27 protein-coding genes and 1 pseudogene are annotated in these 25,173 nt (G+C 72.8%); 16 read left to right on the top strand and 12 right to left on the bottom strand.

The genetic code is table 11. The annotated features are described in order from the left end of the window. Nucleotides 1-3: 3 nt before the first annotated feature. Nucleotides 4-246, bottom strand: a complete 243-nt coding sequence (locus ACPU2J_RS35615; protein ID WP_423835092.1) for a hypothetical protein — start codon at nucleotides 244-246, stop codon at nucleotides 4-6. A 323-nt stretch (nucleotides 247-569) separates the two neighbouring features. Further along, on the bottom strand, nucleotides 570-1,412 hold the full coding sequence (locus ACPU2J_RS35620) for an oxidoreductase (protein ID WP_420077995.1): 843 nt from the start codon (nucleotides 1,410-1,412) through the stop codon (nucleotides 570-572). A gap of 98 nt (nucleotides 1,413-1,510) precedes the next feature. On the opposite strand from ACPU2J_RS35620, the gene ACPU2J_RS35625 reads away from it, so the two are divergent. After that, on the top strand, nucleotides 1,511-1,936 hold the full coding sequence (locus ACPU2J_RS35625) for a MerR family transcriptional regulator (RefSeq protein WP_420077996.1): 426 nt from the start codon (nucleotides 1,511-1,513) through the stop codon (nucleotides 1,934-1,936). An 81-nt stretch (nucleotides 1,937-2,017) separates the two neighbouring features. Here the strand turns inward: ACPU2J_RS35625 and ACPU2J_RS35630 are convergent, their stop codons facing one another. Further along, the gene (locus ACPU2J_RS35630; protein WP_420077997.1) at nucleotides 2,018-2,323 is read right to left on the bottom strand and encodes an antibiotic biosynthesis monooxygenase family protein; all 306 of its coding nucleotides are present in this window, start codon (nucleotides 2,321-2,323) and stop codon (nucleotides 2,018-2,020) included. Between the two features lie 100 nt (nucleotides 2,324-2,423). Further along, nucleotides 2,424-2,912, bottom strand: a complete 489-nt coding sequence (locus ACPU2J_RS35635; protein ID WP_361607508.1) for a DedA family protein — start codon at nucleotides 2,910-2,912, stop codon at nucleotides 2,424-2,426. Nucleotides 2,913-3,353: 441 nt separating this feature from the next. On the opposite strand from ACPU2J_RS35635, the gene ACPU2J_RS35640 reads away from it, so the two are divergent. The 3 genes from ACPU2J_RS35640 to ACPU2J_RS35650 all read left to right on the top strand — a co-directional run bounded on the left by ACPU2J_RS35640 (nucleotide 3,354) and on the right by ACPU2J_RS35650 (nucleotide 5,397). Next, nucleotides 3,354-3,599, top strand: coding sequence for a hypothetical protein (locus tag ACPU2J_RS35640; protein ID WP_361607505.1), 246 nt, complete (start codon nucleotides 3,354-3,356; stop codon nucleotides 3,597-3,599). A gap of 95 nt (nucleotides 3,600-3,694) precedes the next feature. Then, nucleotides 3,695-4,849, top strand: coding sequence for a zeta toxin family protein (locus tag ACPU2J_RS35645; protein WP_423835093.1), 1,155 nt, complete (start codon nucleotides 3,695-3,697; stop codon nucleotides 4,847-4,849). Between the two features lie 113 nt (nucleotides 4,850-4,962). After that, nucleotides 4,963-5,397, top strand: coding sequence for a pyridoxamine 5'-phosphate oxidase family protein (locus ACPU2J_RS35650; protein WP_361607499.1), 435 nt, complete (start codon nucleotides 4,963-4,965; stop codon nucleotides 5,395-5,397). A gap of 208 nt (nucleotides 5,398-5,605) precedes the next feature. Here the strand turns inward: ACPU2J_RS35650 and ACPU2J_RS35655 are convergent, their stop codons facing one another. Then, a complete protein-coding gene (locus ACPU2J_RS35655; RefSeq protein ID WP_391348021.1) occupies nucleotides 5,606-6,580 on the bottom strand; it encodes a LuxR C-terminal-related transcriptional regulator in 975 nt (324 codons plus the stop codon). 259 nt (nucleotides 6,581-6,839) lie between these two features. Between ACPU2J_RS35655 and ACPU2J_RS35660 the strand changes: the two genes are divergently transcribed. The 7 genes from ACPU2J_RS35660 (at nucleotide 6,840) to ACPU2J_RS35690 (ending at nucleotide 13,651) form a co-directional block, all read left to right on the top strand. After that, the gene (locus tag ACPU2J_RS35660; protein WP_423835094.1) at nucleotides 6,840-7,103 is read left to right on the top strand and encodes a hypothetical protein; all 264 of its coding nucleotides are present in this window, start codon (nucleotides 6,840-6,842) and stop codon (nucleotides 7,101-7,103) included. Between the two features lie 48 nt (nucleotides 7,104-7,151). After that, nucleotides 7,152-7,445 carry a hypothetical protein gene (locus ACPU2J_RS35665; protein WP_420078000.1) on the top strand — a complete coding sequence of 98 codons (294 nt, stop codon included), beginning with the start codon at nucleotides 7,152-7,154 and terminating at the stop codon, nucleotides 7,443-7,445. A 210-nt stretch (nucleotides 7,446-7,655) separates the two neighbouring features. Next, nucleotides 7,656-8,918, top strand: a complete 1,263-nt coding sequence (locus ACPU2J_RS35670; RefSeq protein WP_423835095.1) for a hypothetical protein — start codon at nucleotides 7,656-7,658, stop codon at nucleotides 8,916-8,918. A gap of 35 nt (nucleotides 8,919-8,953) precedes the next feature. Beyond that, on the top strand, nucleotides 8,954-9,232 hold the full coding sequence (locus ACPU2J_RS35675) for a hypothetical protein (protein ID WP_361607256.1): 279 nt from the start codon (nucleotides 8,954-8,956) through the stop codon (nucleotides 9,230-9,232). A 101-nt stretch (nucleotides 9,233-9,333) separates the two neighbouring features. Beyond that, entirely contained in the window at nucleotides 9,334-10,479 is a 1,146-nt protein-coding gene (locus ACPU2J_RS35680; RefSeq protein ID WP_420078001.1) for a hypothetical protein, read from the top strand. Continuing rightward, nucleotides 10,476-11,831 (top strand): MFS transporter, encoded by a 1,356-nt coding sequence (locus ACPU2J_RS35685; RefSeq protein ID WP_420078002.1) that lies wholly within the window; start codon nucleotides 10,476-10,478, stop codon nucleotides 11,829-11,831. Before ACPU2J_RS35680 ends, ACPU2J_RS35685 begins: the two co-directional genes overlap by 4 nt. Before the next feature lie 125 nt (nucleotides 11,832-11,956). Then, complete coding sequence (locus tag ACPU2J_RS35690; RefSeq protein ID WP_423835096.1) at nucleotides 11,957-13,651, top strand: AMP-binding protein; 1,695 nt, start codon at nucleotides 11,957-11,959, stop codon at nucleotides 13,649-13,651. Between the two features lie 92 nt (nucleotides 13,652-13,743). Here the strand turns inward: ACPU2J_RS35690 and ACPU2J_RS35695 are convergent, their stop codons facing one another. Further along, nucleotides 13,744-13,938, bottom strand: a complete 195-nt coding sequence (locus tag ACPU2J_RS35695) for a hypothetical protein (RefSeq protein ID WP_365498274.1) — start codon at nucleotides 13,936-13,938, stop codon at nucleotides 13,744-13,746. A gap of 170 nt (nucleotides 13,939-14,108) precedes the next feature. On the opposite strand from ACPU2J_RS35695, the gene ACPU2J_RS35700 reads away from it, so the two are divergent. Together ACPU2J_RS35700 and ACPU2J_RS35705 are read left to right on the top strand one after the other, a co-directional pair. Beyond that, nucleotides 14,109-15,323 (top strand): RNA-guided endonuclease InsQ/TnpB family protein, encoded by a 1,215-nt coding sequence (locus tag ACPU2J_RS35700; RefSeq protein WP_423835097.1) that lies wholly within the window; start codon nucleotides 14,109-14,111, stop codon nucleotides 15,321-15,323. A 199-nt stretch (nucleotides 15,324-15,522) separates the two neighbouring features. Further along, complete coding sequence (locus ACPU2J_RS35705; RefSeq protein ID WP_420078005.1) at nucleotides 15,523-16,614, top strand: PP2C family protein-serine/threonine phosphatase; 1,092 nt, start codon at nucleotides 15,523-15,525, stop codon at nucleotides 16,612-16,614. A gap of 121 nt (nucleotides 16,615-16,735) precedes the next feature. On the opposite strand, the gene ACPU2J_RS35710 is transcribed toward ACPU2J_RS35705, so the two are convergent. Together ACPU2J_RS35710 and ACPU2J_RS35715 are read right to left on the bottom strand one after the other, a co-directional pair. Further along, entirely contained in the window at nucleotides 16,736-17,545 is an 810-nt protein-coding gene (locus ACPU2J_RS35710) for a hypothetical protein (protein ID WP_420078006.1), read from the bottom strand. 398 nt (nucleotides 17,546-17,943) lie between these two features. Then, a pseudogene (locus ACPU2J_RS35715) lies at nucleotides 17,944-18,132 on the bottom strand (hypothetical protein); the annotation flags it as partial. 164 nt (nucleotides 18,133-18,296) lie between these two features. Here ACPU2J_RS35715 and ACPU2J_RS35720 point away from each other — a divergent pair. Then, complete coding sequence (locus tag ACPU2J_RS35720; protein WP_420078007.1) at nucleotides 18,297-19,484, top strand: glycoside hydrolase family 64 protein; 1,188 nt, start codon at nucleotides 18,297-18,299, stop codon at nucleotides 19,482-19,484. 117 nt (nucleotides 19,485-19,601) lie between these two features. Here ACPU2J_RS35720 and ACPU2J_RS35725 read toward each other — a convergent pair whose 3' ends face one another. From ACPU2J_RS35725 to ACPU2J_RS35740, 4 genes are all read right to left on the bottom strand, one after another. After that, nucleotides 19,602-20,084 (bottom strand): hypothetical protein, encoded by a 483-nt coding sequence (locus ACPU2J_RS35725; RefSeq protein ID WP_423835098.1) that lies wholly within the window; start codon nucleotides 20,082-20,084, stop codon nucleotides 19,602-19,604. Nucleotides 20,085-20,241: 157 nt separating this feature from the next. After that, the gene (locus ACPU2J_RS35730; protein ID WP_420078008.1) at nucleotides 20,242-21,387 is read right to left on the bottom strand and encodes an RNA polymerase sigma factor; all 1,146 of its coding nucleotides are present in this window, start codon (nucleotides 21,385-21,387) and stop codon (nucleotides 20,242-20,244) included. Nucleotides 21,388-21,396: 9 nt separating this feature from the next. Next, nucleotides 21,397-21,804, bottom strand: coding sequence for a YciI family protein (locus tag ACPU2J_RS35735; protein WP_420078009.1), 408 nt, complete (start codon nucleotides 21,802-21,804; stop codon nucleotides 21,397-21,399). 393 nt (nucleotides 21,805-22,197) lie between these two features. Further along, entirely contained in the window at nucleotides 22,198-23,034 is an 837-nt protein-coding gene (locus tag ACPU2J_RS35740) for a polysaccharide deacetylase family protein (protein ID WP_423835099.1), read from the bottom strand. Between the two features lie 356 nt (nucleotides 23,035-23,390). On the opposite strand from ACPU2J_RS35740, the gene ACPU2J_RS35745 reads away from it, so the two are divergent. Further along, nucleotides 23,391-24,020, top strand: a complete 630-nt coding sequence (locus ACPU2J_RS35745; protein WP_399315247.1) for an RNA polymerase sigma factor — start codon at nucleotides 23,391-23,393, stop codon at nucleotides 24,018-24,020. Then, a complete protein-coding gene (locus ACPU2J_RS35750) occupies nucleotides 24,017-25,147 on the top strand; it encodes a CU044_5270 family protein (RefSeq protein ID WP_423835100.1) in 1,131 nt (376 codons plus the stop codon). Before ACPU2J_RS35745 ends, ACPU2J_RS35750 begins: the two co-directional genes overlap by 4 nt. Nucleotides 25,148-25,173: the final 26 nt, after the last annotated feature.

Raw genomic sequence — 25,173 nt, forward strand, 5'->3', positions numbered from 1 at the left:
CAGTCAGCAGTCGCCGTGACCTCCGCCCCAGTCGTCATCGTCGTCGTACCAGCCGCCGTGGCCGCCGTGGCCGCCGTGGCCGCCGTAGCCGCCGTCGTCGTGGTCCCAGCCGCCGCCGCTGACGGTCGTCACGGGGTACGTGGGGGCCGCGGAAGCCGTACCGGCGGCTCCCAGTGCCGCGCCTCCTGCCATCAGGACACCGATGGCGGAGACAGCGAACAGTCGCTTCACTCGAAGTGCTCGCATGATCGGATGTACCTTTCTCAGCATTCACGTGACCGCGGCCCTGGTGCAGCGCCCCGATGCCCGCGGCTGGATGTCCGCGGAGGAGCCTGCGGCCGCCTGTGATGTTGAATCCGCGCCTCTGGCCCACACGGCCGATCGGGCCGGGACGTGCGAGGCGCTTTCTCCTCCGGCCTGCGCAGAAACGACCGGAGGGCGCGGTGGAGGCCACCGTTCGACCCCCACGCACTTGTGCTCTAAATCATACCTCTTGCCCTTTTCGTAGCCCAATCAGGCTTTTACGAGTGATGTCGGGCTGTGGTGGCTCCGGGCCGGGCGGGGCGGTGTCAGAGGGCCGTGGAGAGGGACACGTGGCGCCAGGCGTCGAGTTCGCGTCGGACCAGGTCCAGCTTCGCCTCGACGCGCTCGACGGAGTCGGCGCCCAGTTGCAGGCGCAGCGGGGGTGCGGGGACCTCGGTGATGTCGACGACGGCCCGTGCTGCCTTCGCCGGATCGCCCGGCTGGCGGCCGTCGTTGTGGGCCAGGGCCTGGCGTACGGGTCCGGCGCCGGCGGTGTAGTCCGCGATGGAGGCCGGTTCGGTCCGCATGCTGGAGGTGTGGAGGAAGTCGGTGCGGAAGCCGCCCGGCTCGACGATCGTCACCCGGACGCCCAGCGGGGCCAGTTCGCCGTGCAGGGCCTCGGTGATGCCTTCGAGGGCGAACTTCGAGGCGCCGTACAGGCCCACGGCCGGGGCGGTGGCGAAGCCGCCGACGGAGCCGATGTTCAGGACGTGCCCGGAGCGCTGGGCGCGCAGGGTCGGCAGGGTCGCGCGCAGGGTGTTGAGGGCGCCGAAGACGTTGACGTCGAACAGCTCCCGGGCCGCCCGGTCGGAGACCTCCTCGACGGCTCCCACGAGGCCGTGTCCGGCGTTGTTGACGACGACGTCGATGCGGCCGAACGCGGCCAGTCCCTCCCGGACCGCGGCGGCCAGCTGCTGCGGCTCGGTGACGTCCGCGGCGGCCGCCAGCAGCCGGTCGCCGGGCCGGTCGCCAGTCCTGTCCTCCTGGGCGCGCAGCACCGCCGCGGCGTCCCTCGCGGTGGCGATCACCGCGTGGCCGCGGTGCAAGGCCTCGCGGGTGATCGCCGCGCCGAGTCCTCGCGACGCACCCGTGACGAACCAAACGCTCATGATCTCCCCTGGTCCTGCTGCCGGATCGGAACAACGGTCCGACGCTAGAACCTAGAGTCGGGTCTAGATCAAGGGCTGTTCGACGGGGGAATGTGCTGATGGACCTGAGCATCGGCGAGGTGGCCGAGCGCAGCGGGCTGAGTGTGCACGCGCTGCGGTTCTACGAGCGTGAGGGGCTGTTCGCCAATCCGGTGCGGCGGCTGTCCAACGGCCGGCGGGTCTACCACGAGGAGGACCTGGAGTGGCTGGCGGTCTGTACGAAGCTGCGCTCCTCGGGCATGTCGCTGGCGACGATCCGGGAGTACATCGGGCTCGCGCGCCGCGGGCCGGGCAACGAGCACGAGCGGCTGGCGCTGTTGCGGCGGCACGAGGAGGAGGTCGAGGCGCGGATCGGTGAGCTGCGCGAGGCCCTGGACGTGGTGCGGTACAAGGTGCGGGTCTACGCCGAGCATCTCGCGCGGGGTGAGGCCGACGGGCTGTGGAATCCGTCCCGCGACGCCGGGGCCGGTTCCGGGGTGGAGTGACGGTCCCGACCGGCGGGGCTGCCGGGGTACGGGCCGTCCCGGTGCGGGCCGGCCGGCAGCCGTACGGGGGCGGCGGCCGTGCTACGGCTGCGGGCGCAGGGGTGCGGAGGTGAAGTGCCGTACGCGCAGCGGGGCGAGGAGGTAGTCCTCCTCCCCCGGCAGGACCACGGGCCGGGTGCGCCAGTCCTGGCCGGCGTAGGCGGCGAGGTCCGCTTCGCTGCGCCAGCGGCTGACGTACACCAGCGAGTCGGGCGGGGCGATGAGGACCTCGTGGTCGACCAGCCCGGGATGGAGGCCGGGGAACTCGCGCACGGCGGAGACGATCATGTCGTGGAACGCCTCGAAGCGGTCGGGGCGTACGTGTGCCTCACTCACCCTGATGATCACGGTGCCCAGGGTGTCACGCGGGGCGGATGCGGCGCCATGGCCCCGCCGGCGCAGGCCTCCGCCCCGCCGAGACGGCCCGTGCTTTCGCGGCCTGGCCGGCTCAGGCCTCCTCGGGCGCGGCGTCGGCGGAGGGCGGGGCGGCGGCGGTCCTGCGCCTGCGGTAGAGCACCAGCGCGGATGCGGCGAGGAGGAGGGCGGCCACGCCGGCGATGCCGAGGGCGGTGTGCTCGGCGAAGAGCCGTCCCAGCACCTTGAGGACGCCGAGGCCGGCGGTGGCGTAGATCAGCGCCCAGAGCGCTCCGCCGACGAACAGGGCGGGGAGGTAGCGCGGCAGCGGCATGCGCATGCTGCCCGCGAGGAAGTTGGCGGCGGTCTGGAAGCCGACGGTCAGGAAGGAGACGGCCACCACGGGCGCGCCCCACCGCTGGATGGCCCGTTCGGCGCGCTGGAACTTCGCCGAGGAGATCCGCCCGGCGAACCTGCTGCGCCGGGCGCCGGCGCCGGCGAGCCAGCCGACGGCGAAGGTCCCTCCGGCGCGGAGCAGGACGATGACGTACAGGGCGCCGGCCGTGAGCGCGATCTCATCCACGGCGCGCCGTCCCGCTCCAGCGGGCGCGAGCCCGGTCACCGTCGTTCACCGGCGCCCTTTCTCTGCCTGTTCCGTCCCACCATGGGGGGTGCCACCTGCGGCAGTGGAACCCGGACTGCACGCCAGGAAGGCCAGCCTAACCGAACGCATATCCGGTGACGCCGGGCGCCCGACGCATCCGGCCCGCGCCCTGCCGCGCGGGCCCGGCACGGCCCCCGGGCGGGGCCGTGCCCGCCCGGCGAAGCGTACGTGCCGTCACCGTGGTGAACGAAGGGGTCACGCACGGTGTTCCCGGGGCCGGGCGGGCTCCCGCAGGACCGGACCGTACGGGCGAGAGGCCGGGTGGCGGCCGTATCCGGGGCGGTCTGCGGGGTGCGCCGGCGGGCTTGGCATGATCATCCGGGTGACGACGGAGAAGACGGAGAAGAGAGGGCGGCAGTCATGACCGGCAAGCCATCGCTGCGCGAGTACATCGACCGCTACGCGGCCGGTGAGATCCCCCGGGAGGAGGCCCTGGCGGCCATCGCGGGCTGGGACTTCGAGGAGGAGTGGTTCGACCCCTCCCACACGGCCCCCACGCACCAGGACAACACCCTGGCGGTCGTGGACCAGGCCCGCGGGCTCGGGAAGCTCAGCCCCGAGGACGTCGAGGCGATCCGCGAGCACCTCGGGCGCCGCGGGATCTGAGGCCCGCGGGTCGTGGAGGCCCGCGGGTCGTGAAGGGCGGTTTCGGGGCGTGGGCCCGGGACCGGGGAGAGGACGGCCGAGGAGAGGATGCGCGTGTGGCCGTGACGGGCGAGTACGAGCCGCTCTACCGCGAGCTCCAACAGCGGATGGGCCCCGGCGGGGACCTGGCGCTGGGCGGGGAGTTCGACACCAAGAACCGCCATCAGGCCGGCGGTCTGTGGACACCCGGGCGGGCGCTGCTGCACGACGCGCTGATCGACCGGTTCAAGGGCCGCTGCCGGGGCAAGCCGCGCGACGGCCATGCCGTGCTCCTCACCGGCGGGGCGCCGGGGTCCGGCAAGGGCCGGGCGCAGCGCAGCCTGGCGCAGTGGGAGGCGCAGGACTCCGTGCTCGGTGAGGAGCTGCGCGGCGTGCACGGGGTGGACCTGGACGACTACGTCGTGCTGGATCCGGACGAGTTCAAGGTCGCGCTGTTCGAGGAGGGGGGCGGGCCGGTGCTTCCCGCGGCCCTGGAGCGGCTCTCCGACGGCCGGCCGTTGTCGCCGTCGGAGAAGGCCTCGCTGGTGCACCGGGAGTCGGGGCACATCCAGGACGTGGTGGAGCGGTGGGCCCGCGCGGAGGGCTACAACCTGCTGTACGACCAGTCGTTGCGGGCCCTGGGGTGGACGTCGAACCTCCTGGAGGACCTGCGGCGCGAGGGGTACGACAAGCGGGTGCTGCTGTCGGTGGAGGTTCCCGAGGAGCAGTGCCTGGAGCAGAACGCGGACCGCTGGCTGGCGGGGCGGCGGGAGTTCGACGCCGGGCGGGACTGGTACGGCGGGCGGATGGCGCCGGAGGGCTTCATCCGGGGCCTGTACGCGGACAGCGCCACGGGGCGCGGATATTCGGTGGGCCGGGAGAACGCGGAGAAGCTCGCGGAGCGGGGGCTGGCGACCGGGCTGATCACGACGGACCGGGGCGACTTCGGCCCGCGGGGGCGGCCGGAGGCGGACGCGGGGCGGGACGGCGCTCGGCAGCCGGGCGCGGCCGCGGCGCAGGCTCGGGCTGCGGCGGATCCGGCTGCGGCTGCGGCTGCGGGGCTCGGTTTCCGGCAGGGTGACGCCGTGGTGCGGGTCGGCAGGGGTGCCGAGTTCATGCCGGGGGTGGACCTGAGCCGTTCGGCGGTGCCGCTCCCCCGCGGTGCGGGCACGTCGAGGGGTCTGCCGCCCGCCGGTCCCGGCCCGGAGCGGGGTCCCGGTGTCGGCCTGTGAGTGCGGGCCGGTCGGGTGAGTTCGGGCCGGGTGGGGAATGGCCGGGCGGCGGGGCGGGGTTCTCGGGGTGAAGGGGTCCCTTCGAGGGGATCCCCCTGCCGAAGGAGTGTGCCGTGGCCCTGTCCCGTACCGAGCGTGAGCAGTTCCTCGCCGAGCCCCATGTCGCCGCGCTGGCGGTGGACGCGGGGGCGGAGGGCGGAGGGCGTGCGCCGCTGTCGGTTCCGATCTGGTACCAGTACGCGCCCGGCGGCGATCTCTGGATCATGACCGGGCGGGACTCGCGCAAGGCCGAACTGATCCGGGCGGCGGGCCGGTTCACCCTGATGGTGGACCGGCTGGAGCCCACGATCCGGTACGTGTCGGTGGAGGGGCAGGTCGTCTCCACGGTTCCCGCGAAGCGCGAGCAGCTGGTGGAGCTCGCCGGCCGGTACCTGCCGGCGGAGAAGGTGGAGGGCTACGTCGACTTCGCGTGGAAGGAGCACGGGGAGCAGCTGGTGATCCACATGCGTCCGCAGCGGTGGGTGAGTTCGGACCTCGGCAGCGTGTGAGCGGGTCTTCCGGTACGGGGGGGCGGGGGTGGCGGCCGGGCCGTGGCCCGGTGGGCACGGCGCCGAGCGCGGTGCGGACGGCACCGGGCCGTCGTGACCGCGACGATGCCCGGCCCGGCGCCGAACCTGTGTCGGCGTCGCCCGGTCGTCACCACCTGCGCCGTCCGCACAGGGGCCCGCGGGCTGGGCCCTGACCGCCGGCCGCTTCTCAGAGCCAGCCGCGTTTGGTGGCGTTGACGCCGGCCTGGAATCTGCTGGCGGCGTCCAGTCTCTCCATCAGGCTCGACATCATGCGGCTGACGGTGCGGGCCGAGATGCCGAGGTTGCGGGCCGCGGCCTCGTCGGTGTCGCCCGCGGCGACCATGTCCAGCAGGGCCCGTTCGATGGGGGTGCAGCCGTTGTCGTTGGCGGGGGGCTGTTCGCCGAAGGAGGTGCCTGCCGACCAGCACAGCTCGAACAGGGCGCACAGGGCGGTGATGACGCCGGCGCTGCGTACCTCGATGGCGCCCTTGCGGGGGTCCTGCGGGTCCAGGGGCAGGATCGCCGCCCGCCGGTCGACGATGATCATCTGGATGGGCACGGTGGGGACGGTGCGCATCTGGCCGCCGTGTTCGATGAGCCAGCGGGCGTAGGCGAGGGTGTCGGGGTCGTTGCGGAAGCTGTCGCGGCAGACGGCCCGGATGCTCACGCCGCGTTCCAGGGCCGCCTCGTTGAGGGGGGTGGCGGCGTTGCGGGCGTCGGGGCGGTGGGCTCCGCCGGGGTTGAGGGAGAGGCATTCGGTCTCGGTGGTCCGCTGGAGTTCCTCCAGCCGGATGCGGACGGCGTCGAGGCCTTCGAGCCGGGTGGCGCTGTCGGACATGCGGGTGCCGAGGTGTTCGGCGGCGATCGCCGCGATCTCGGCGCGGGTGGTCTCCACCTGGGCCAGGCGGGCGGCGAGGTCGGCTTCGGCGGAGGCCAGCAAGGTGGTGAGGCCGACTTCCGGGCTGACGGGGCGCAGTCTTCCGCCGCGCTGGTCGGAGGGCTTGAGGAGGGCGAGGGCGGCCAGTTCGTCGAAGGCGGCGCGGATCACCTTCTCCTGGAGTCCGGTGTCCTCCATCAGGTCGGTGATGCCGTGGTCGGGGTGGAGCAGGGTGGCCCTGTAGACGGTCTCGGCGTGGGGTGAGAGTCCGAGTAACTGCAGCATGCGTTCTGCCTTCGGTCAGGTCCTGGTCAGGGTGCGGTCAGGATCGCTCATGGATGCAACCTCCCCCATGGCCGGGCGGGGTTCAAGGCCGCAGGGGGTCGAGGTGGCGTCTACCCGCCTGGCGTCTTGACGCCCGCCTGCGGCTAGTGACACCGCCTCGGCTGTGGGACAGGCTTATGCCATCGAACGCAACACCCCACAGAACGGGGTGAACGCGACAAGCAAGGCAGAGAAGCTGATTCTGAAGGGTGGAGCCTCCATGTCCCGGGTCGCCGCAGTCCTGCTCGCATCCGCCGCTCTCGTCGTGGCCGTCGGAACCCCCGCGGCCGTCTCCCAGGAGGCCCCGGCCGCCGGGCGGACGACCGCCGGTGACGGGTTCGGCTGGGGCAAGGGGCAGGTCGTGGCCGACGACGGCTTCGGCTGGGGCAGCGGCTACCACGTCGTGGCCGACGACGGCTTCGGCTGGGGCGGACCGCGCGGCGGCGCCGGTCAGGGCGGCGGCGCCGGCCTGACCGTCGTCTGACGCGGAACCCTTCCGGAGGCCGACGGTGCCGGTTCACACGAGGGCTCCATGTACATGATCACCATGCGGCTGGTCGGTTCCCACGGGACGTCCGCGGCGCCCGCCGACCTCAGGGAACTCCTCACCGCCCACTTCGACCCCGCGGACCGGATCGAGCACCTGTGGACACGGGCCGACGGGGACCGGATCGACCTGGTCCTGTTCCTCCTGGCCGGCTGCGAGGCCGAGGCCCTGCTCACCGCCCGGGCCGCGTGCCTGCGGGCCGTCGCCCACACCCCGCGGCTGGTGGCCTGGCGGCTGTCGGACACCGCGGACGCCGGTGACGGCCGCGAGTACCACTGACGGCCCCCGCCGGCACCGTACGCCCGCCGGCACCGTACGTCCGCCCGTCCGCCCGTCCGCCCGTCCGCCCGTCCGTCCGTCCGTCCGCACCGTACGCCTGTCCGCCTGCCCGGCGGACTTTCCGTGAGCGGCTCCCGCGCCCGCTCTCCCCGCACACCCCCCGGCCCGCGCGTCGGCGACCACCACGAAGGCAAGAGAGAGGAATCCACCATGCTCGAAACCGCTGACGCAGGGCCGCGTACGGCGCTCGACCGCACCACCGCACGCCGCCACATCGGTACCGTCCAGGTGCCCGACGACGTCACCTCGATGGAGTTCCGCCTGCCGGGAGCGCGGCTGGAGACCACGAACGTGACCGAGAGCGACGGCACGAACGGGGTCGTGCGGGTGACCCGTATCTCCGAGGGGCCTGGCATCACCGACTACGTCACCCACGAGAAGGACTTCGCCTACTCCGCCTTCGGCATCCACGTCGGCCAGGACGACCGGCTCACCTTCTTCGGCGAGGGCCAGCGCATCGCCGTGCACCTGATCGACTGCCGTGAGGACTCGCCCCAGCTCGGCGACGAGATCACCATCGAGATGGCCGTCTCGCCCCACCGGGTGCTGATCATCCCCAAGGGCGTCGCCCACACCCTCGACGGGCTGGGCGGGGTGGTGACCCGCGACGAGCCGGTCTGGTACGCCGACCAGAACCCCGACTGGGAACCGGACAACGACCTGGTGTCCTTCCTGCGCTCCTCCCGGCAGGCCCCGGTGGTGCGCACCAACCGTCACGAACTGCCGGTCGCCGCGCACCTGTTGCTCTCGCGGATGTCGCAGCAGACCAACGCCCAGGACCAGGGTGCCTACGCCGCCCGGTACCGCGTCTCCATCGGCGGCAGCACCACCTACGCGACGCTCAGGCCGGCGTGGCGGGCCGCGGAGACGGGTGCGGACGCCCACCCGTGGTCCTCCCGCAACAACTTCGTGCTGACGGGCCCGGAGTCCTTCACCGTCGTGCCCTCCACCGACAGCTGCACCTCCGACGTCCTCGAAGTGGACCTCGACGGCAGCCGCGCGGAAGAGACGGACGGGGCCGACGGCGGCACCGGCCGGTTCGTCCGCCACGAATACTCCCGCCGCCGCCTGACGTGGCTGGCGGGCAGCACGGACGCGCAGATCGAGGTGGTGGCCGCCGACGGCGAGCACTCCGTGATCCGCCTCGGGGACCCCACGATCGGGGTCCGCGTCCCCCCCGGTACCTGGTACCGGTTCACCGGAAGCGGCCGTGTCTGGCTCCGCTCCGAGATGGAGCTCCTGGACCTTCAGCCCTGGGCCCTGGACCACCCTCTCGGCCGCGACGTCACCACCTCGACCCTCTCCGGGGCCGTCACCAGCAGGCCCGAGCAGGACGGCGACCGCTACCTGCCCGGACCGGCTCTCCACGCGCTGGCGCGCATGGAGGCCAAGGCAATATCGCTCACCCGCTGAAATCCGACCGCAGAACCCACCGAAGGGAACTCATCATGTCGATCACCAGTGTCGAGACCGCCGCCTGGAAGACCGAGCTCGCCGCCATGTCCGGTGACGTCACCGACCCCGCCGCCCGCGCCGCGCTGGAGAGCCTGAGCTCCGCGCTGGAGCCGTACTTCGAGACCCCGGAGTACTTCCGCAGCATCCTCGGCAAGATCGCCTCGCGGATGATCGACGCCGACACCGAGGAGCAGATCACCTCGCGTTCCTACGGTGACCTGGCGGAGTTCAAGGCGGCCCTGCCCGAGGGTGTCGTCGTCACCACCGTCTGATCGGCCGGCAGTCGTTGGGGGCGGGTGCACCACTCCGGTGCACCCGCCCCAGGCACTTGCGGCCGCTTCGCAACCCCGCACTGCAGAGAGGAACGCCGTCCATGTCCGCCCTCCCCAAGCCGCACCTGATCATGACCAAGACCCGTACGACGGGTGAGGAATCCGGCCTCCCGGGAGCGCGGCACATCCGGTCCTCCCGCAACGACCGGCCGTACCACTACATGGTGCACAGCCCGCACTTCGCGTACGAGGAGTACGCGGTGCACCTCGGGCAGTACGACCGGCTGTCCTTCTACGGGCCGGCGGGCACCGGGCCCGTCACCGTCCACATGTACGACTGCCGGGTGGGCTCCCCGGAGTACGACCGCAAGCTGGTCATCGACGTCCCGGCGGACGGGTCGTGCGTGCTGGCGGTGCCGCCCGGCTACGCGCACTGGTTCGAACGGCTGGAGAACGTCACCACCCGCAACGACTACTCCCTGCACGCCCCGCAGGACCCCGCCTCGCAGTGGTCCCCGCTCGACGACAACGCCACCTACTCCGTCGCCGAGATGGAGCGGGCGCGCCCGCGGGCCGTCGCCAACACCGTCGAGCTGCCGACGGCCGCCCAGTTCCTGATCTCCAAGGTGGTCTCCCGCAGCTGGCTCGGCGGCGCGACCGAGCAGGGCGTCGTGGCCTCCGCCGAGATCGGCGGGGAGCTGCACCGCTACTTCATCGACCGGGACCTGGCCGGGCAGCAGCCCGCCCTGCCCGGGTCCGAACTGGCCACCGTCAGCGCCGGGGTGGGCTCCTACCAGTCCATCCGCGACGACTCGTACGGCATCGGCTCCAACGTGGAGAACGGGCTCGCCGACACCATGGTCCTGGACCTCCCGGACTCCTGGCCGGCGTATTTCAGCGCCCACCCGCACATGACGCTCAAGCTGTCCCCGCTGCTGTACGACAATCCCGGGATGGAACTGCAACTCATCGACCGCCGCACCGACTCGCCGACCTTCGGGGCCTGCCAGGTCCTGCCCTTCCCGCGGGACCCGCGGGTCGTCCTGACCGTCGAGCCGGGTGTGCTCATGCGGGCCCGCGGCAGCGGGACGCTCCACTACCGGGTGGAGTACGAGGTCCACGACTCGCGCGGCGCCGACCTGCCCGAGCTGTTCGTGCCCGTGCCCGCCGACGGGTTACTTCCGGCCTTCGACGCGCCCGGTTCGGCTCTGGCGGGCAACGTCGTGCGAGAGCTGGCGTACCGGTGAGCGCGACCGAGGAGAAGCCGAGGACCGGCCGCGCCGCGCTGGAGTCCGCGCCGCGGTGGCTGACGCTGCTGCTGGTGGTCTTCGCGGCGCTGGTGCTCTCGCGCTCGATGAGCGAGGGCATCTACGACATCGCGTTCGCCAACCTGGCCCTGGACCTGTCCGGGCTGGTCAGCACGGTGGGCCTGGTGTACTGCGTGGGGTACGGCGTGGAGGTCGTCGCCTCGGTCGCGGCCGGACCGCTGCTGGACCGGGGCAATCCCCGGGCCGTCCTGGTCGTGGCGTACCTCGTCAAGATCGGGGTGTTCGTCCTCATCGGGATCGGCTCCTCGTTCCTGTCGTCGCACCTGTGGGCGATCGTCGTCGCGGCGGCCACGGTGGACCTCGTCCACCACATCGGGGAGATGGCGCTGTTCGTGCTGCTGCCGCGGATCCTCGACGCCAAGACCCTCGTACGGGTCCAGGGCATCGGCGGGACCATCCGCTCGGCCTCCGAGCTGCTCTCCCCCGTCGTCGCGGGCCTGGTCATCGCGCTGATGCCCGGGTCCCGGGCGCTGCTGGTCGCCGCGGGGCTGCAGGTCCTCGCCCTCGCCGTGTTCGCCGCGTTCGTCGCCGTCGTGGCCCGCGGGCCGCGGTCCGCGCAGCCGGCGTCCGGCCCGGACCGGGGCCCGGGCGAGGAGGCTGCCGGGGAGCCGGCGGCGCAGGAGCCGGCCGTGCTGCCGGGGCGCCGGGTGGTGGCCAGGACCCTGGTCACCAGCCCGGCCTGGCGCCGCTTCCTGACCTTCCACGCCCTGACCGTGCTCGCCCTGTCCACCGTCATCCTCTCCCTGCTGTCCCTGATGCGGGAGACGTTCGAGATGTCGCCGGCCCGGGCCGGCTCCTTCCTGGCGTTCTCCACCATCGGGGCCGTCATCGGCGGCCTGGTCGTCGCCAAGGCCGGCCCGGAGGGCATCTACTCCAGCCTGCGGTGGGCCACCGCCCTCGCGGGCGCCGGCACGCTGACGGCGGCGCTGCTCGGCGGGACGCAGTGGATCCTGGCGGCCGCACTGATCCTCTTCGGCCTGGGCTTCACCGTGTACCTCAGGTCCGCGGGCCTGCTGGTCCAGCTCCGGGCGCCCGCCGCGCTGCTGGGCACCTGGCACGGGCTGCTCGACGCCGTGATCCGCATCGTCAGCGCCGGGGCGATCCTGGCCACCGGTTTCCTCTTCGACCGTTTCGGGGGCAGGCCGGTCTACCTCTTCTTCGGTGCGCTCCTGCTGCTGACGGCGGCCCTGTGGTCCACCTTCGGCGCCCGGGACCGCGAGAACCTCGGCACCACCGCCCTGCACCCGGTGCCGGCCCCCGCGGCCTCCTGAGAACCACCCGCCCGGTCCCCCGGTCGCCCGGACCGCCGGGCCCGCGCCCCCGTTCGGTGGCCGGGCCCGGCGGTCCTCACGCGTCCGGGGGTGCCTCTGGTGCGGCGGGCGGCGGGCAGGGGATCATGGGCGGCGCGGGTTGGCCGTCTTCGCCGCAGCGAGTGCAGGAGGTACGTGTGTCCTCAGCTCCGAGTCGTGCGTCGGGGAGTTCCGAGGTCCCCCTGCTCCGCGAGACGATCGGGGACAACCTCGACCGGACCGTGCGGCGTTTCGGCGGCCGGGACGCCCTGGTGGACGTGGCCGCCGGCCGCCGGTGGACGTACGCGCAGCTGGCGGCGGAGGTGGACGCGCTCGCCCTCGGGCTGCTGGGCCTGGGGATCGTGCGGGGCGACCGGGTGGGGATCTGGGCGCCCAACCGCGCCGAGTGGACGCTGGTGCAGTACGCCACCGCGAAGATCGGGGCGATCCTGGTCACCGTCAATCCGGCGTACCGCTCCCACGAGTTGGAGTACGTGCTCGGGCAGTCCGGGATCCGGCTGCTGGTCGCGGCGCCGCGTTTCAGGACCTCCGACTACGCGGCGATGATCGAGGAGGTCCGGCCGCGCTGTCCGGGGCTGGAGTTCACCGTCCTCTTCGACGGCCCGCGGTGGGAGGCGCTGCTGGAACGCGGGCGGTCCGGGGACCGGGCCGTGCTGGCGCGGGCGCAGGCGGCCCTGGACCCGGACGACCCGATCAACATCCAGTACACCTCGGGGACGACGGGTTTCCCCAAGGGGGCCACGCTCTCGCACCACAACATCCTCAACAACGGCTACTTCGTGGGCGAGTCCTGCGGATACGACGAGCGGGACCGGGTGTGCATCCCGGTCCCGTTCTATCACTGCTTCGGGATGGTGATGGGCAATCTGGCCTGCACCAGCCACGGAGCGGCGATGGTGATCCCCGCTCCCGCCTTCGACCCGGTGGCGACGCTGGAGGCGGTGCAGGCGGAGGGCTGTACGTCCCTGTACGGGGTGCCCACGATGTTCATCGCCGAGCTGGCGGCCGCGGGGTTCGAGGGGTACGACCTGTCGAGTCTGCGCACCGGGATCATGGCGGGGTCACCGTGCCCGGTGGAGGTGATGAACGAGGTCATCGAGCGGATGGGGATGGCGGAGGTCTCCATCTGCTACGGCATGACGGAGACCTCGCCGGTGTCCACGCAGACGCGGGCGGACGACCCGGTGGAGCGGCGGGTGTCCACGGTGGGCCGGGTGGGCCCGCACCTGGAGGTCAAGGTGGTGGATCCGCGGTCCGGGCGGACGGTGCCGCGCGGCAGCGCGGGGGAACTGTGCACCCGGGGCTACTCGGTGATGCTGGGTTACTGGGGCGAGCCGGAGAAGACCGCCGAGGCGGTCGACGCGGAGGGCTGGATGCACACCGGCGACCTGGCGGTCATGGACGACGAGGGCTATCTGAGCATCACCGGGCGGATCAAGGACATGGTGATCCGGGGAGGCGAGAACCTCTACCCGCGCGAGATCGAGGAGTTCCTGCACGGCCACCCCGACGTCCTGGACGTCCAGGTCATCGGGGTGCCCGACCCGAAGTACGGGGAGGAGCTGATGGCGTGGGTGCGGATGCGGGAGGGGGCACGGCCACTGACCGCGCAGGCGGTGCGCGCGTACTGCACGGGGCGGCTGGCGCACTTCAAGATCCCGCGCTACGTGCACGTGGTGGAGGAGTTCCCGATGACCGTGACGGGGAAGATCCGCAAGATCGAGATGCGGGCGATGGCGGTGCGCCTGCTGGAGGAGGCCGCCGCGGCCGAGGGCGCCTGAGCCCGGCCGGGTGCGCGGCGGGGCTCCGCGCCGTGCGTGCCGTACCGGGCCGGGCCGTGCCGTGCGTCGCGACGCGGTGGACCGGAGACGGCTCAGAGGGGCAGGGCGAGGCGGGAGCTGATGCGGAAGCGCAGCTCGGCGGCGGCGCGGCGGATGTCCTCGGGCTGTGCGGGGGCGTCGAGCAGGCCGAGGAGCATCACCAGGGCCCTGGCCTCGTCGTGGCTGATCACTTTGAGGCGGGGCTCGGTCACCCCGTCGACGAGTACGTCCAGCAGGTCGTTGTCCATCCTGTCTCCTTCGTGGGTACCCCCACCTTTAGGTGGGGGGTGAAACGAAGCTCCCGCGTAGGGGGGCAAGGGGCGGCGATTCGCCGCCAGGCGAACCGCCCTTGTCAGTGGCCGCCAGTAGGGTGATCACATCAGCCGTGACCTGGGAAAACCGAAGGGGGTGGGCCGCGTTGATCCGTGCGTACAAGTTCCTTATGCGGCCCACCGTGGGCCAGGCTGCCGCGCTCGGCGAGATGCTGCGCGATCACTGCGGCCTCTACAACGGCGCTCTCCAGGAACGCCGTGACGCCTACCGGCACATCTCGAAGACGAGCATCAAGTACGGGCAGCAGTCCGCGCAGCTCAAGGAGATCCGGGCATTCGACCCGGAGCGGCAGGGCCGATGGTCGTTCTCCTCGCAGCAGGCGACGCTTCGCCGGCTGGACAAGGCGTTCGCCGCGTTCTTCCGCCGGATCAAGTCCGGCGACACACCGGGGTACCCGCGTTTCCGTGGCGTCAACTGGTTCGACACGGTCGACTCCCCCAAGGACGGCGACGGCTGCCGCTGGGACTCCACCCCGCACGACCAGCAGACCCGCGTCCGCTTCCAGGGCGTCGGGCACGTCAAGGTCAACCAGCACCGGACCGTGGTCGGCAAGGTCAAGACCGTGTCCGTCAAGCGCCAGGGCCGCAAGTGGTTCGTGGTCCTGACCGCCGAGCAGACTCAGCCCGAGCCGCTCCCGGCGACCGGCTCCGTGGTCGGCATCGACATGGGCATCGTCTCGTTCCTCACCACCTCCAACGGCGAACACGTCGCCAACCCGCGCCACGCCCGCAAGGCCGCCGCGAAGCTCGAAGCCGCACAGCACAAGCTCAGCCGCTTCGGACGCCTCCGCCGGGACAAGCGGACCGCCAACCACCAGCGGGCCGTCCAGCGCGTTGCCGACCTGCACCGCAAGGTCCGCCGTCAGCGGCTCGACCACGCGCGCAAGACCACGCTCGGCCTGGTCCGCGACCACGACCTGATAGCCCACGAAGACCTCAAGATCCGCAACATGCTGCGGTCCCCCGCGCCGAAGCCGAACCCTGAACAGCCGGGCAGCTTCCTGCCCAACGGGGCCGCCGCCAAGGCCGGACTCAACCGTTCTGTCTCGGATGCCGGATGGGGGGTGTTCCCGACGATCCTGCACGCCAAGGCTGAAAGCGCCGGACGAGACGTGATCGCCGTGGACCCCCGCAACACCTCCCGGACCTGCCCCGAATGCGGGCACGTCGCGGCGGAGAACCGGCCCACACAGGAGAAGTTCCACCGCGTTGGCTGCGGCCACCAGGCGCACGCCGACATCGTGGGGGCTTCCAACGTTTTGCGGGCCGGGCTGGCCCGTCGTCAAGCCCAACCAGCTTGACGAGAAGCCCCCTCGTTTACGAGGGGGAGTAGTCACGACCGGAACAACGACCCGGGCGCTCCGGGTGTCACGCCGCCACAATCGTGTACCTGTTCGATTTCATGGGTGGTGGCGGGTGGGCCGGGCGGCGCGGCCGGGGTGGCCTGCGGGGGCGGCCGTCGGGGCGCTATGCCCCGATTGCCCGGATATTCTGAGAGGTGTGATCGACTCTGGACGGCTGCGGCTCCGTCGGCGCTACGGCCCGGGGAGGCTCGTACGGCTGTCGCCGGTCATCCTGACCGTCGTGATCGCCAGTCTGGCCTACGCCACCCCGCCGGAGATGGCCTTCAGCCGCCTGCTGCCCGCGGCACCGGCCCTGGCCGCCGCGATGTGGCCGGTCCTGCCCACCGTCCTGCTGGGGACCGTCTGCCTGTTCCTGATGATCGGCCTGGGCATGGTCTTCCCCGACCTGGGAACGTGGTGGACGGCCGCGGGGATCATCGCGGTCACGGTCGCCGCCGCCTACGGCAGCCACGTCCGGCTCCAGCGGGAGCGCACCCTCTTCCAGGTCCGGCTCGTCGCCGACGCCGCGCAGCAGGTGGTGCTGAGCCCGATGCCGCGGCGCTTCCGGAACATCGAGATCGAGTCGCTGTACCTGGCGGCCGCGGCGGAGGCGCGCATCGGCGGGGACTTCTACGAGGTGGTCGACACCCCGTTCGGGGTCAGGCTGCTCATCGGTGACGTGCGGGGCAAGGGCCTGCCCGCGGTGGGGGCCGCCGCGGCGATCGTCAACGCCTTCCGGGAGGCGGCCTACGGCGAGGAGGACTTGGTCGACGTCGCGCGCAGGCTGGACGCCAGCAGTACGCGCTACAACGCCGCGTTCCCGCCCGAGGGGCCGATGGAGCGCTTCGCCACCGCCCTGCTGGTGGAGATCCCGCGCGAGGGCGGACGGATCGGCATCCTCAACTGCGGGCACCCCCCTCCCCTGCTGGTCAACCGCGGGGAGCTCCGTGTCCTGGAGCCGGGCACCCCCTCGCCGCTGCTGAGCCTCGCCGGGCTGATCGGCGACCACTACAACGTCGACACCTTCGACGTCACGCCCGGTGACCTGCTGCTCCTCTACACCGACGGGATCGCGGAGGCCCGCGCCGTCGACGGGGAGTTCTTCCCGCTGGCGGCGTGGATGCGCCGGCAGCCCTCGACGCCGCCCCGGGAGCTGCTGGCGGCGCTGCACCACGACCTCCTGCGGTACAGCAGGGGGCGTCTGGACGACGACATCGCCGCCCTCGCCGTGCGCCTGCGGGAGTCGTGAGGGGCACCGGTCCGCCGGGCCGGCCGCCGGGGTGCATGGCGTACGGCGCCGCGGGCCGGAGCGCGGCCCCGGCGGTACGGGGTGGGGGCGGGTGCGGGGTGGTGCGGGCGCCGGGGGTGGTTCAGGGCAGGCGGACGGCCTCGATCTCCCGGTCGGCCAGGAGGGATTCCACGAGCGGGGCGGGGCCGGCGACCTTGGTGGCCCACAGGTCGTAGTCCGTGCACACGACCCAGGAGCGGTCGTGGGGCCAGAGGTTGGTCGGGCCGGAGAACTCCGCGTCGGGGTGGTCGTACAGGGCCTTGGCGTCCTGGAGGCGGCCGGTCCGCACGCACAGGTTCTCGAAGTCCTCCGCCCCGCACACCAGCGGGGTGTAGTAGGCGAAGCAGCGGGTGGCGGGGCCCTGGGGGCTGTGCGCGGTGAGGAGGTCGACCAGCCGGTTCCAGTCGGCGCGGTCCAGGCTGCCCTCGGACGGCGCCGTGATGCCGACCGGCCAGCCGCCCGCCGCGGCGGCGAGCGAGGGGAAGGAGCCGTGGCCGGGCGGGCGGCCCCCGGCGGCCACGGGGTCGCCGGTGCGGCGGGCGAGTTCCGCCCAGCGCAGACGGTGCCAGCGGGGCCCGGGGTGCTCGCCGGCGGAACGGGCGAAGGGGTCGGCGGGGTCGGCGAAGACGTCGGCGGGGTCCAGGCCCGGGACGATCTCGCGACCGGTGCCGGTGGTGTTGAGGAAGGCGTGCAGATAGGCCGGGAACGACATGCCGGCGGGTCCGACGTCGTGCTCGTACAGGGAGTGCAGCACCCAGGCCGCGTCGGGCAGGGGCGGCGGCATGAACCCGGTCAGCCCGTCGTCGGCGGCCAGCTCCCGCAGCCAGTCGGTCTCCGAGGACGCGGCGAGCGGCCAGCGGGCGGCGGCCAGGTCGGCGGGTGATGCGTGCATCGGCCCAGGATCCCATCGGCCCCGGCGTCCCCAGCGAGCGGGACGGGTGCCGTGACCGGCAGGGGCGGCCTCTCCCTTCCCCCTCCCCCGGAACCGGGCCCGTGAAAGCATCGAGGACCCCTCGGTGACGATCTGCACGGACCCGCCCCGCCACGGGTTCGCGGCGGACCTGCCCACCGCCGAACACCCCACGGCGTTCCGCGTCCTGGCCCCGGTGTGCGCCGTCGCCGACACCCGTCGGCGCGAGACGTACGGCAACGACGGCTGCGGACACGCACGGCACCGGCTGCCGACGGCACCCCGGCAGTCGTCGGGCAGCCGCAGGGCCGCCGCAGGGTCCGTCCTCCGGATCCGGACGGCCCCGGGGGCCGGCTCCGCCGCGGGCCCGGCGGCGCCCGTCACGCCGAGGGGTCCACGTTCCAGACCGCGGGCAGATCACCGCCGCAGAAGACGCAGGCGAAGTCGTCCTCGCGCACGATGCCGTACTCCTGGCAGGCGGGGCACCGGCGGAAGACGACCTCGTGGGTGAAGCCGGAGGGCCGGCGGATGCCCGCGGCGTCCAGGGCGCGGGCGAGCGCGTCCCAGGATCCGAGGTCTCCGGTCCGGCGGTCCCCCGAACACCGTTCCGCGTCAAGGGCATTGACAGAAGATGAACACAATCGGACGCTGGGAGCGCTCTCAGAGTTCAATACATCGATCCCCTGCCGCGCCGCCTCCCCACGGCGCATCCCCCCACGCAAGGAGGAAGAGAGTGTTCCGCCTGTCGAAAGTGCTCGCCTTCGGGGTCTCGGCGACCGTGGTCGCCGCCGGCCTGATGTTCTTCGGCCCGTCACCGTCCGCGGACGCCGTACCGGCGACCGTCCCGCTCACCATCAAGAACACCTCGGGGCGCAGCGAGCCGGTCTACGTCTACAACCTGGGAACGCTGCTGACGACGGGTCAGCAGGGGTGGGCCGATGCCGAGGGCCGGTTCCATCCCTGGCCCGTGGGCGGCAATCCGCCGACGCCGGCGCCCGACGCGTCGATCGCCGGCCCGGCGAACGGGCAGAGCCGGACGATCCGGATGCCGAAGTTCTCCGGGCGCGTCTACTTCTCCTACGGGCAGAAGCTCGTGTTCAAGGTCAGTACGGGTGGTCTGGTGCAGCCCGCCGTGCAGAACCCTTCCGACCCCAACCGCACCATCTTGTTCAACTGGTCGGAGTACACGCTCAACGACGCCGGTCTGTGGATCAACAGCACCCAGGTCGACATGTTCTCCGTGCCGTACGCGGTGGGGGTCAAGGGGGCGGGCGGCGCGGTCCGCAGCACCGGCCGGCTCAAGTCCGGCGGTTACGGCGCGGTCTTCGCCGGGCTGCGTGCGGCGGGCTGGGGCGGGCTGATCCAGAACCGGCCCGACGGGACCCCGGTGCGCGCGCTCGCGCCCGGTCACGGCATCGAGGCGGGCGGGCTGCCGGCCGGTGTCATGAACGACTACATCGACCGGGTCTGGAACCGCTACCGCTCCTCCACGCTGACCGTGACGCCGTTCGCGCACGAGCCGAACACCAGGTACCACGGCCGGGTCTCGGGTGACGTCATGAACTTCACCAACGCCTCGGGGGCGGTGGTGACGAGCTTCCGGAAGCCGGACTCCGACAGTGTCTTCGGCTGCTACAAGCTGCTGGATGCGCCCAACGACGCCGTCCGCGGGCCGATTTCGCGCACCCTGTGCGCGGGTTTCAACCGCTCGACGCTGCTGACGAATCCGAACCAGCCCGACGCGAACGGCGCCGGCTTCTACCGTGACGCGGTGACCAACCACTACTCGCGGATCGTCCACGAGCAGATGGCCGACGGCAAGGCGTACGGGTTCGCCTTCGACGACGTGGGCGCGCACGAGTCGCTGGTGCACGACGGCAGTCCGCAGGAGGCCTTCATGACGCTGGAGCCGCTCGGCTAGCCGGGCCGACCCCGGGCGTCTCGGCACAGCCCTCGGCCCCTGTCGCGCCCGGTGGGCGTGGCAGGGGCCGAGGGTTCACCTGTTGTACGGGGTGGCGCGGGGGCAGGGGTGCGGAGGTCAGGACGCCTTGGCCGGGGCGTTCGGGACACCGTCGGGGTTGTCCTTCTTCTCGGCGGCCTGGTCCTTGGAGGGGACCTTCTCCGGGGTCTGCGGGGTCTGCGGCTTCTCCGGGGTCTGCGGGGTCTGGGGGGTCTGGGGCTTCTCGGGGGCCGGGGCCGGCTTCTCGGGCTTGTGCTCGCAGTAGACCTTGCCCTGGTAGAACTTGCAGCCCGGCATGTTCTCCACGTCGCGGACCTTGTTCTTCTTGCCGCCGTGCTTCTTCTTGTCGTGCTTCTTGCCCTTGTTGTTGTGGTTGTCCTTCTTCTTGTGGCTGTCCTTCTTGTGGTTGTTCTCGTGACCGCTCTTCGCCTGCGCGGCGTGTCCGGTCGGCGCGGCCGTGGTGGCGGCGAAGGCGCTGGTGGGCAGCAGCACGCCTCCTCCGACGATGGCGGTCGAAACGGCGAACATCGCGAAACGCTGCTTGCGGGTGGTGCGGGCCATGAGAGTCACTCCGTCTGAATAAAAAGGGGGGGTGGGGGTTCCGGCGGCCAGTGAGTTAAATGTCTGTTTTGTCCGCCTGGTAAAAAGATTGGCCTCCGGACTTCACGACGGTGTCCGCCCACTGTCACAGGCGTGTGACAGGGCGCGTCGTTGCAGGTCAGCGGGGTCGGAGTGTGTTCAGACGGGCGGCCTGGCGGGTCAGGTGGTCGCGTTCGGCGAGGTTGGGGGCCTTCGCGGCAGCCTCGGCGTAGAGACGGGCCGCCGTCACCAGGTCCCCGTCGCGTTCGTGGAGGTAGGCCGCCACCGCGGTGTGGCGGGGCAGGGAGGCGTCCAGCGCCGCGAGCGCCGCCAGGCCGGCACGCGGGCCGTCGGCCTCGCCGACGGCCACCGCGCGGTTGAGGCGGACGACCGGGCTGTCGGTCAGCCGCGCGAGCTCGTCGTACCACTCCACGATCTGCACCCAGTCGGTCTCCGCGGCGGTGGGCGCGTCGGCGTGCAGGGCCGCGACGGCGGCCTGGGCCTGGTACTCGCCCAGCCGGCCGCGGGCGAGGGCGGCCTGCAGGATCCCGGTGCCCTCGGTGATCGCATGCCTGTCCCAGCGGCCGCGGTCCTGCTCGGCCAGCGGTACGAGGCTGCCGTCGGCCGCGGTACGGGCGGCCCGCCGGGCGTGGTGGAGCAGCATGAGGGCGAGCAGGCCGGCCGCCTCGGGGTGGTCGATCGCGGCCGCGAGCCGGCGGGTGAGCCGGATGGCCTCGGCGGCGAGGTCGACGTCGCCGGAGTAGCCCTCGTTGAAGACCAGGTAGAGGACGCGCAGCACGGTGGAGACGTCGCCGGGGGTGTCCAGCCGTACGCCGGAGACGGTGCGTTTGGCACGGCTGATGCGCTGCGCCATGGTCGCCTCGGGCACCAGGTAGGCCCGGGCGATCTGGCGGGTGGTGAGTCCGCCGACGGCGCGCAGGGTGAGCGCGACGGCGGAGGACGGGGTCAGGGAGGGGTGGGCGCACAGGAAGTACAGCCGGAGGGTGTCGTCGGCCGCGGGTGCGGGCCCGGGGGCGGGCTCGGCGGCCGCGGCGTCCTCCCGGCGGCGGCGGGCGGCCTCGGACCGGGTCGCGTCGAGGAAGCGGCGCCAGGCGACGGTGATCAGCCAGCCCTTGGGGTCCCGGGGCGGGTCCTCCGGCCAGGCCCTGACCGCCTCGACCAGTGCTTCCTGTACGGCGTCCTCGGCCGCGGCGAAGTCGGCTCCGCGGCGGACGAGGACCCCGAGCACGCTCGGGGTGAGGTCGCGCAGCAGGGTCTCGTCCATGCGGGGGCGCTACTCGGTGACGGTGGGCGGGGCGGAGAGGAAGGGGCGCAGCTCGAGCCATTCGTGGATGGGGCGGCCGCCCGCGCCGGGGGCGGCGGAGAGCTCGCCGGCGAGTTCGACGGCGCGCTGGTAGGTGTCGACGTCGATGACCATCCAGCCGGCGATGAGGTCCTTGGTCTCGGCGAAGGGGCCGTCGGTGACCGGCGGGCGGCCCTCGCCGTCGTAGCGGACGAACGTCCCCTCGGGCGAGAGGGCCTGGCCGTCGACGAACTCGCCGGTCTTCTCCAGCCGGTCCGCGAAGTCCTGCATGTACTGGACGTGGGCGGAGATCTCCTGCGGCGTCCACTGGTCCATGGGGACGTCGTTGACCGCTGCCGGGGCGCCTCGGTAGTGCTTGAGCAGCAGGTACTTGGCCATGGTGGTTCTCCTCGGTGGGCTGCGGCCCATTCTGGCCGCGTGTACCGGGGAGACGGAGCCGATCGGCGGTTCTCGACATCGGCGGGCACGGGTTTTCCGGGTTTTTCGCCCCGGCGGAGGAAGCGGGGGCCCCGGGCGGGGCGAGCGGTGTCCGGCAGCGGGCCGGGGGCTGCCGGCGGCCCCCGCCGGCGTACCCGCTCCGGCGGGGTGTCCGGGGCGGTGACCTGCGCGGACACCGGGCGGGCGGGGCTGCGGCGGGCGGGGTGGGCCCAGCGTCACCGCCCGCCGGGGAGCCCGGCCGGCGGGGCCGAGGGCCGGGCTCCCCGGCGGTGGGGCTCGGTGACGGCAGGGCCCGGTGACGGCGGGGCCGGTGACGCGGTGCGGGGCGTGGGGTCAGTCGGTGTCGCGGGCGGGGAAGGTGAAGGCGTAGCCCTGGGAGGCGTACCACGGCAGGACCTTCTCGAGCGCGGCGACCGTCTCGGAGCGGTCGCCGCCGCCGTCGTGGAAGAGGACGGTGGGGCGGACCAGCGGGTGCTGGACGGTGTCCACGATCGAGGAGACGCCCGGCAGGCTCCAGTCCTTCGGGTCCACGGTCCAGCCCAGCGGCCGCATGCCGTGTTCGGCGGCTATCCGCCTGCTGTCCGGGGTGAACGCACCGCCCGGCGCGCGGTAGTAGTCCACGCGGGCTCCCGGGGCGGCCTTCTCGATCATCTCCTTGCCGCCCACGATCTCCCGCTCCTGGTAGGCGACCGGCTTGTGGTCCATCGTGGTGTCGTGTCCGACGGAGTGGTCGCAGAGCCGGTGGCCCCGGGCGACGACCTCGCGGACCAGGGCGGGGTGCTCCTGCGCGTGGTTGCCGATCATGCAGAAGGTGGCCTTGACGCCGTGGCGGTCGAGGACGTCGAGGACCTTGGGCGTCCAGACGGGGTCGGGGCCGTCGTCGATGGTGATGGCGACCGAGTGCTCCGCGCCCGCGGCCGTCCGGGTGATCGTCATCGGCGGCTTGCCGTGCCGGGCCGGCTGCGTCTTCGCGGGCTGCCCGGCGGCGGCCGCCGCTGCCTGTCCCGCACCCGCACCGGCCGTGCCCGTGCCGGCCGTGCCCGTGGTGCCCGCGGCGCCGTCCGTGGCGGCGTACGAGGGGGTGCCGAGGAGTACGCCGGGCAGGAGGACAGCCGCCGCCAGGGCGGTACGGGCCGCCCGACGACGGGCGCGCGTGCTGGTGATCGCCATGAATGCCGCTCTCGAATCGCAGTGAGGTCCCCCGGCCGACAAGCGTACGTAACGGCATGAACCTCACTCATCGGCCTTTCGGCCCTTTCTGCGCTTTCCGCTTGTTCCGGAAGGGGGGGTTCGGGCTCCGCCCGAACCGGCCGGAGCCCTGTCGCAGCCCGGCCGGAGCGCCTCCCCGGCGTGCCGCCCTCCGCCCGCCTCGGGGCGAAATGTGCGGTTTGACACATCGCGTGGGGCGGCCCGTCCGTGGACGGCGGTCCGCGTCGCGAAGAATGGGGGCGCGCGGCGGCCCGGGTGACGCAGGTCACGGGAACCGGGGTGGGGGTGGCGGACAGCCGACAGGAGTGACGACAGAGATGCGAACCCGGGTGCGGTCCGGGGATCCGGACGCCTATGCGGAGCTGTTCGACAGCTACGCCCGCACCCTGTACAACCACGCCTTCCGGATGACCGGCGACTGGGGCGTGGCGGAGGACGTGATGTCGGCGGCCTTCCTCGAGGCGTGGCGGCTGCGCGGCACGGTCGAGCCCGAGGGCGGGTCGTTGCGGCCCTGGCTGCTGGGGATCGCGACCAATCTGGCCCGCAACCACTGCCGCAGCAACCGGCGTTACCGGGCGGCGGCCGCGGCGGCCGCGGTGGCGGCCGGCTCGGCGGCCGTGCCCGACCACGCCGACGAGGTGGCCGGCCGGCTGGACGACCGGCGGCAGATCGCGGCCACCCTGGCGCAGTTGAGTGCGCTGCGCGGGCCGGAGCGCGAGGTCCTGCTGCTGTGCCTGTGCGAGCGGCTGGAGTACGCCGAGGCCGCGCGGGTGCTCGGGATCCCGGTCGGGACGGTCCGCTCCCGGCTGTCGCGGGCCCGTACGAAGCTGCGCAGGCTCGCCGATGCGGAACTGAAGAAGAACGGGCGGGAACTCGCGGCGCGGTCCCGACAGACACATGACGACCGCGCGAAGCCGGTCCGGTCCGCACAGGAAGGTATCCAGTGAACGCCGACCTTTCCCGTTCCCACCCGGCAGGCCGGGGGGACGATCCGCTCCTGCCGCTCGCCGAACGGGAACTGCCCGCGGACCGCCACCAGTTCCACAAGGAGCGCCTGATGGCCCAGATCCGCCAAGACCTCCGTGCCGACGGGGCCGGGAAGCACGGCACCGCCGCAGCCCCCGCCACCGCCTCGGCTCGCCGTCCCTTCCTGCGCCGTGCCGTCCTCGTGCCCGCCGCGGCCTTCGTGCTGGCCGGGGCGCTCGCCGCCGGCTTCCTCGTCCACGTCGAGGGGGGCGGAGCGGACGGGCCGGGATCCACGATCGCCACGGGTCCGGCCATGACCACCGCGATCGGGGCCGCGAACGCGCAGGGCACACCGCAGCTCCTGGACCGCATCTCCCTCGCCGCCGCCTCCGCCCCCACGGGCGCCGCCGCCGGTACGGGGGTGCGCCCGGACCAGTTCGTCTACATCGGGAGCCGGACGGCCACCACGTACGTGCGGACCGTCGGCAAGAAGAGCACGCTGGTCAGCGAGGAGCTCCACATGCGCCACCAGTGGAACTCCCCCGACGGGCTGAAGGGATGGCTGATCGAGCCGGGCAACACCGGCCCGGAGGGCATCACCCTGGAGGGGAAGGACGAGCGGGGCCGGACCCCGACGCCGCACCTGAACGCGCCCAGCTACGACTACCTCGCCGGGCTGCCCACCGATCCCGACGCGCTGCTGCGGAAGATCTACGAGGAGACCCGGGGGAAGGGCCGCGGCCCCGACCAGGAGGCGTTCACCACGATCGGCGACCTGCTGCGGGCGAGCCTGCCGCCGGCCGAGCTGACCGCGGCGCTCTACCGGGCCGCGGCGCGGATCCCCGGGGTGGTGACCGTCGACGACGCGGTCGACGCGGCGGGCCGCCACGGGCTCGCCGTCGCCCGCCTGGACGAGACCTCCGGCCAGCGCGAGGAGTGGATCTTCGACCGCGGGACGCTGGCGTACCTCGGCGAGCGGACCGTGCAGGTGCAGGGCGTCTCGGGCGAGGAGGGACTGATCAAGCCCGGCACCGTCGTGTCCACCACCGCGGTGATGACGCGGGCGGTCGTCGACCGGGTCAAGGAGATCCCGGCCTCCGCCGGCTGACGCGGGCGGGGGCCGGTACGGGGGCC

Source organism: Streptomyces manipurensis, assembly GCF_049570255.1.
GTDB lineage: Bacteria > Actinomycetota > Actinomycetes > Streptomycetales > Streptomycetaceae > Streptomyces > Streptomyces manipurensis.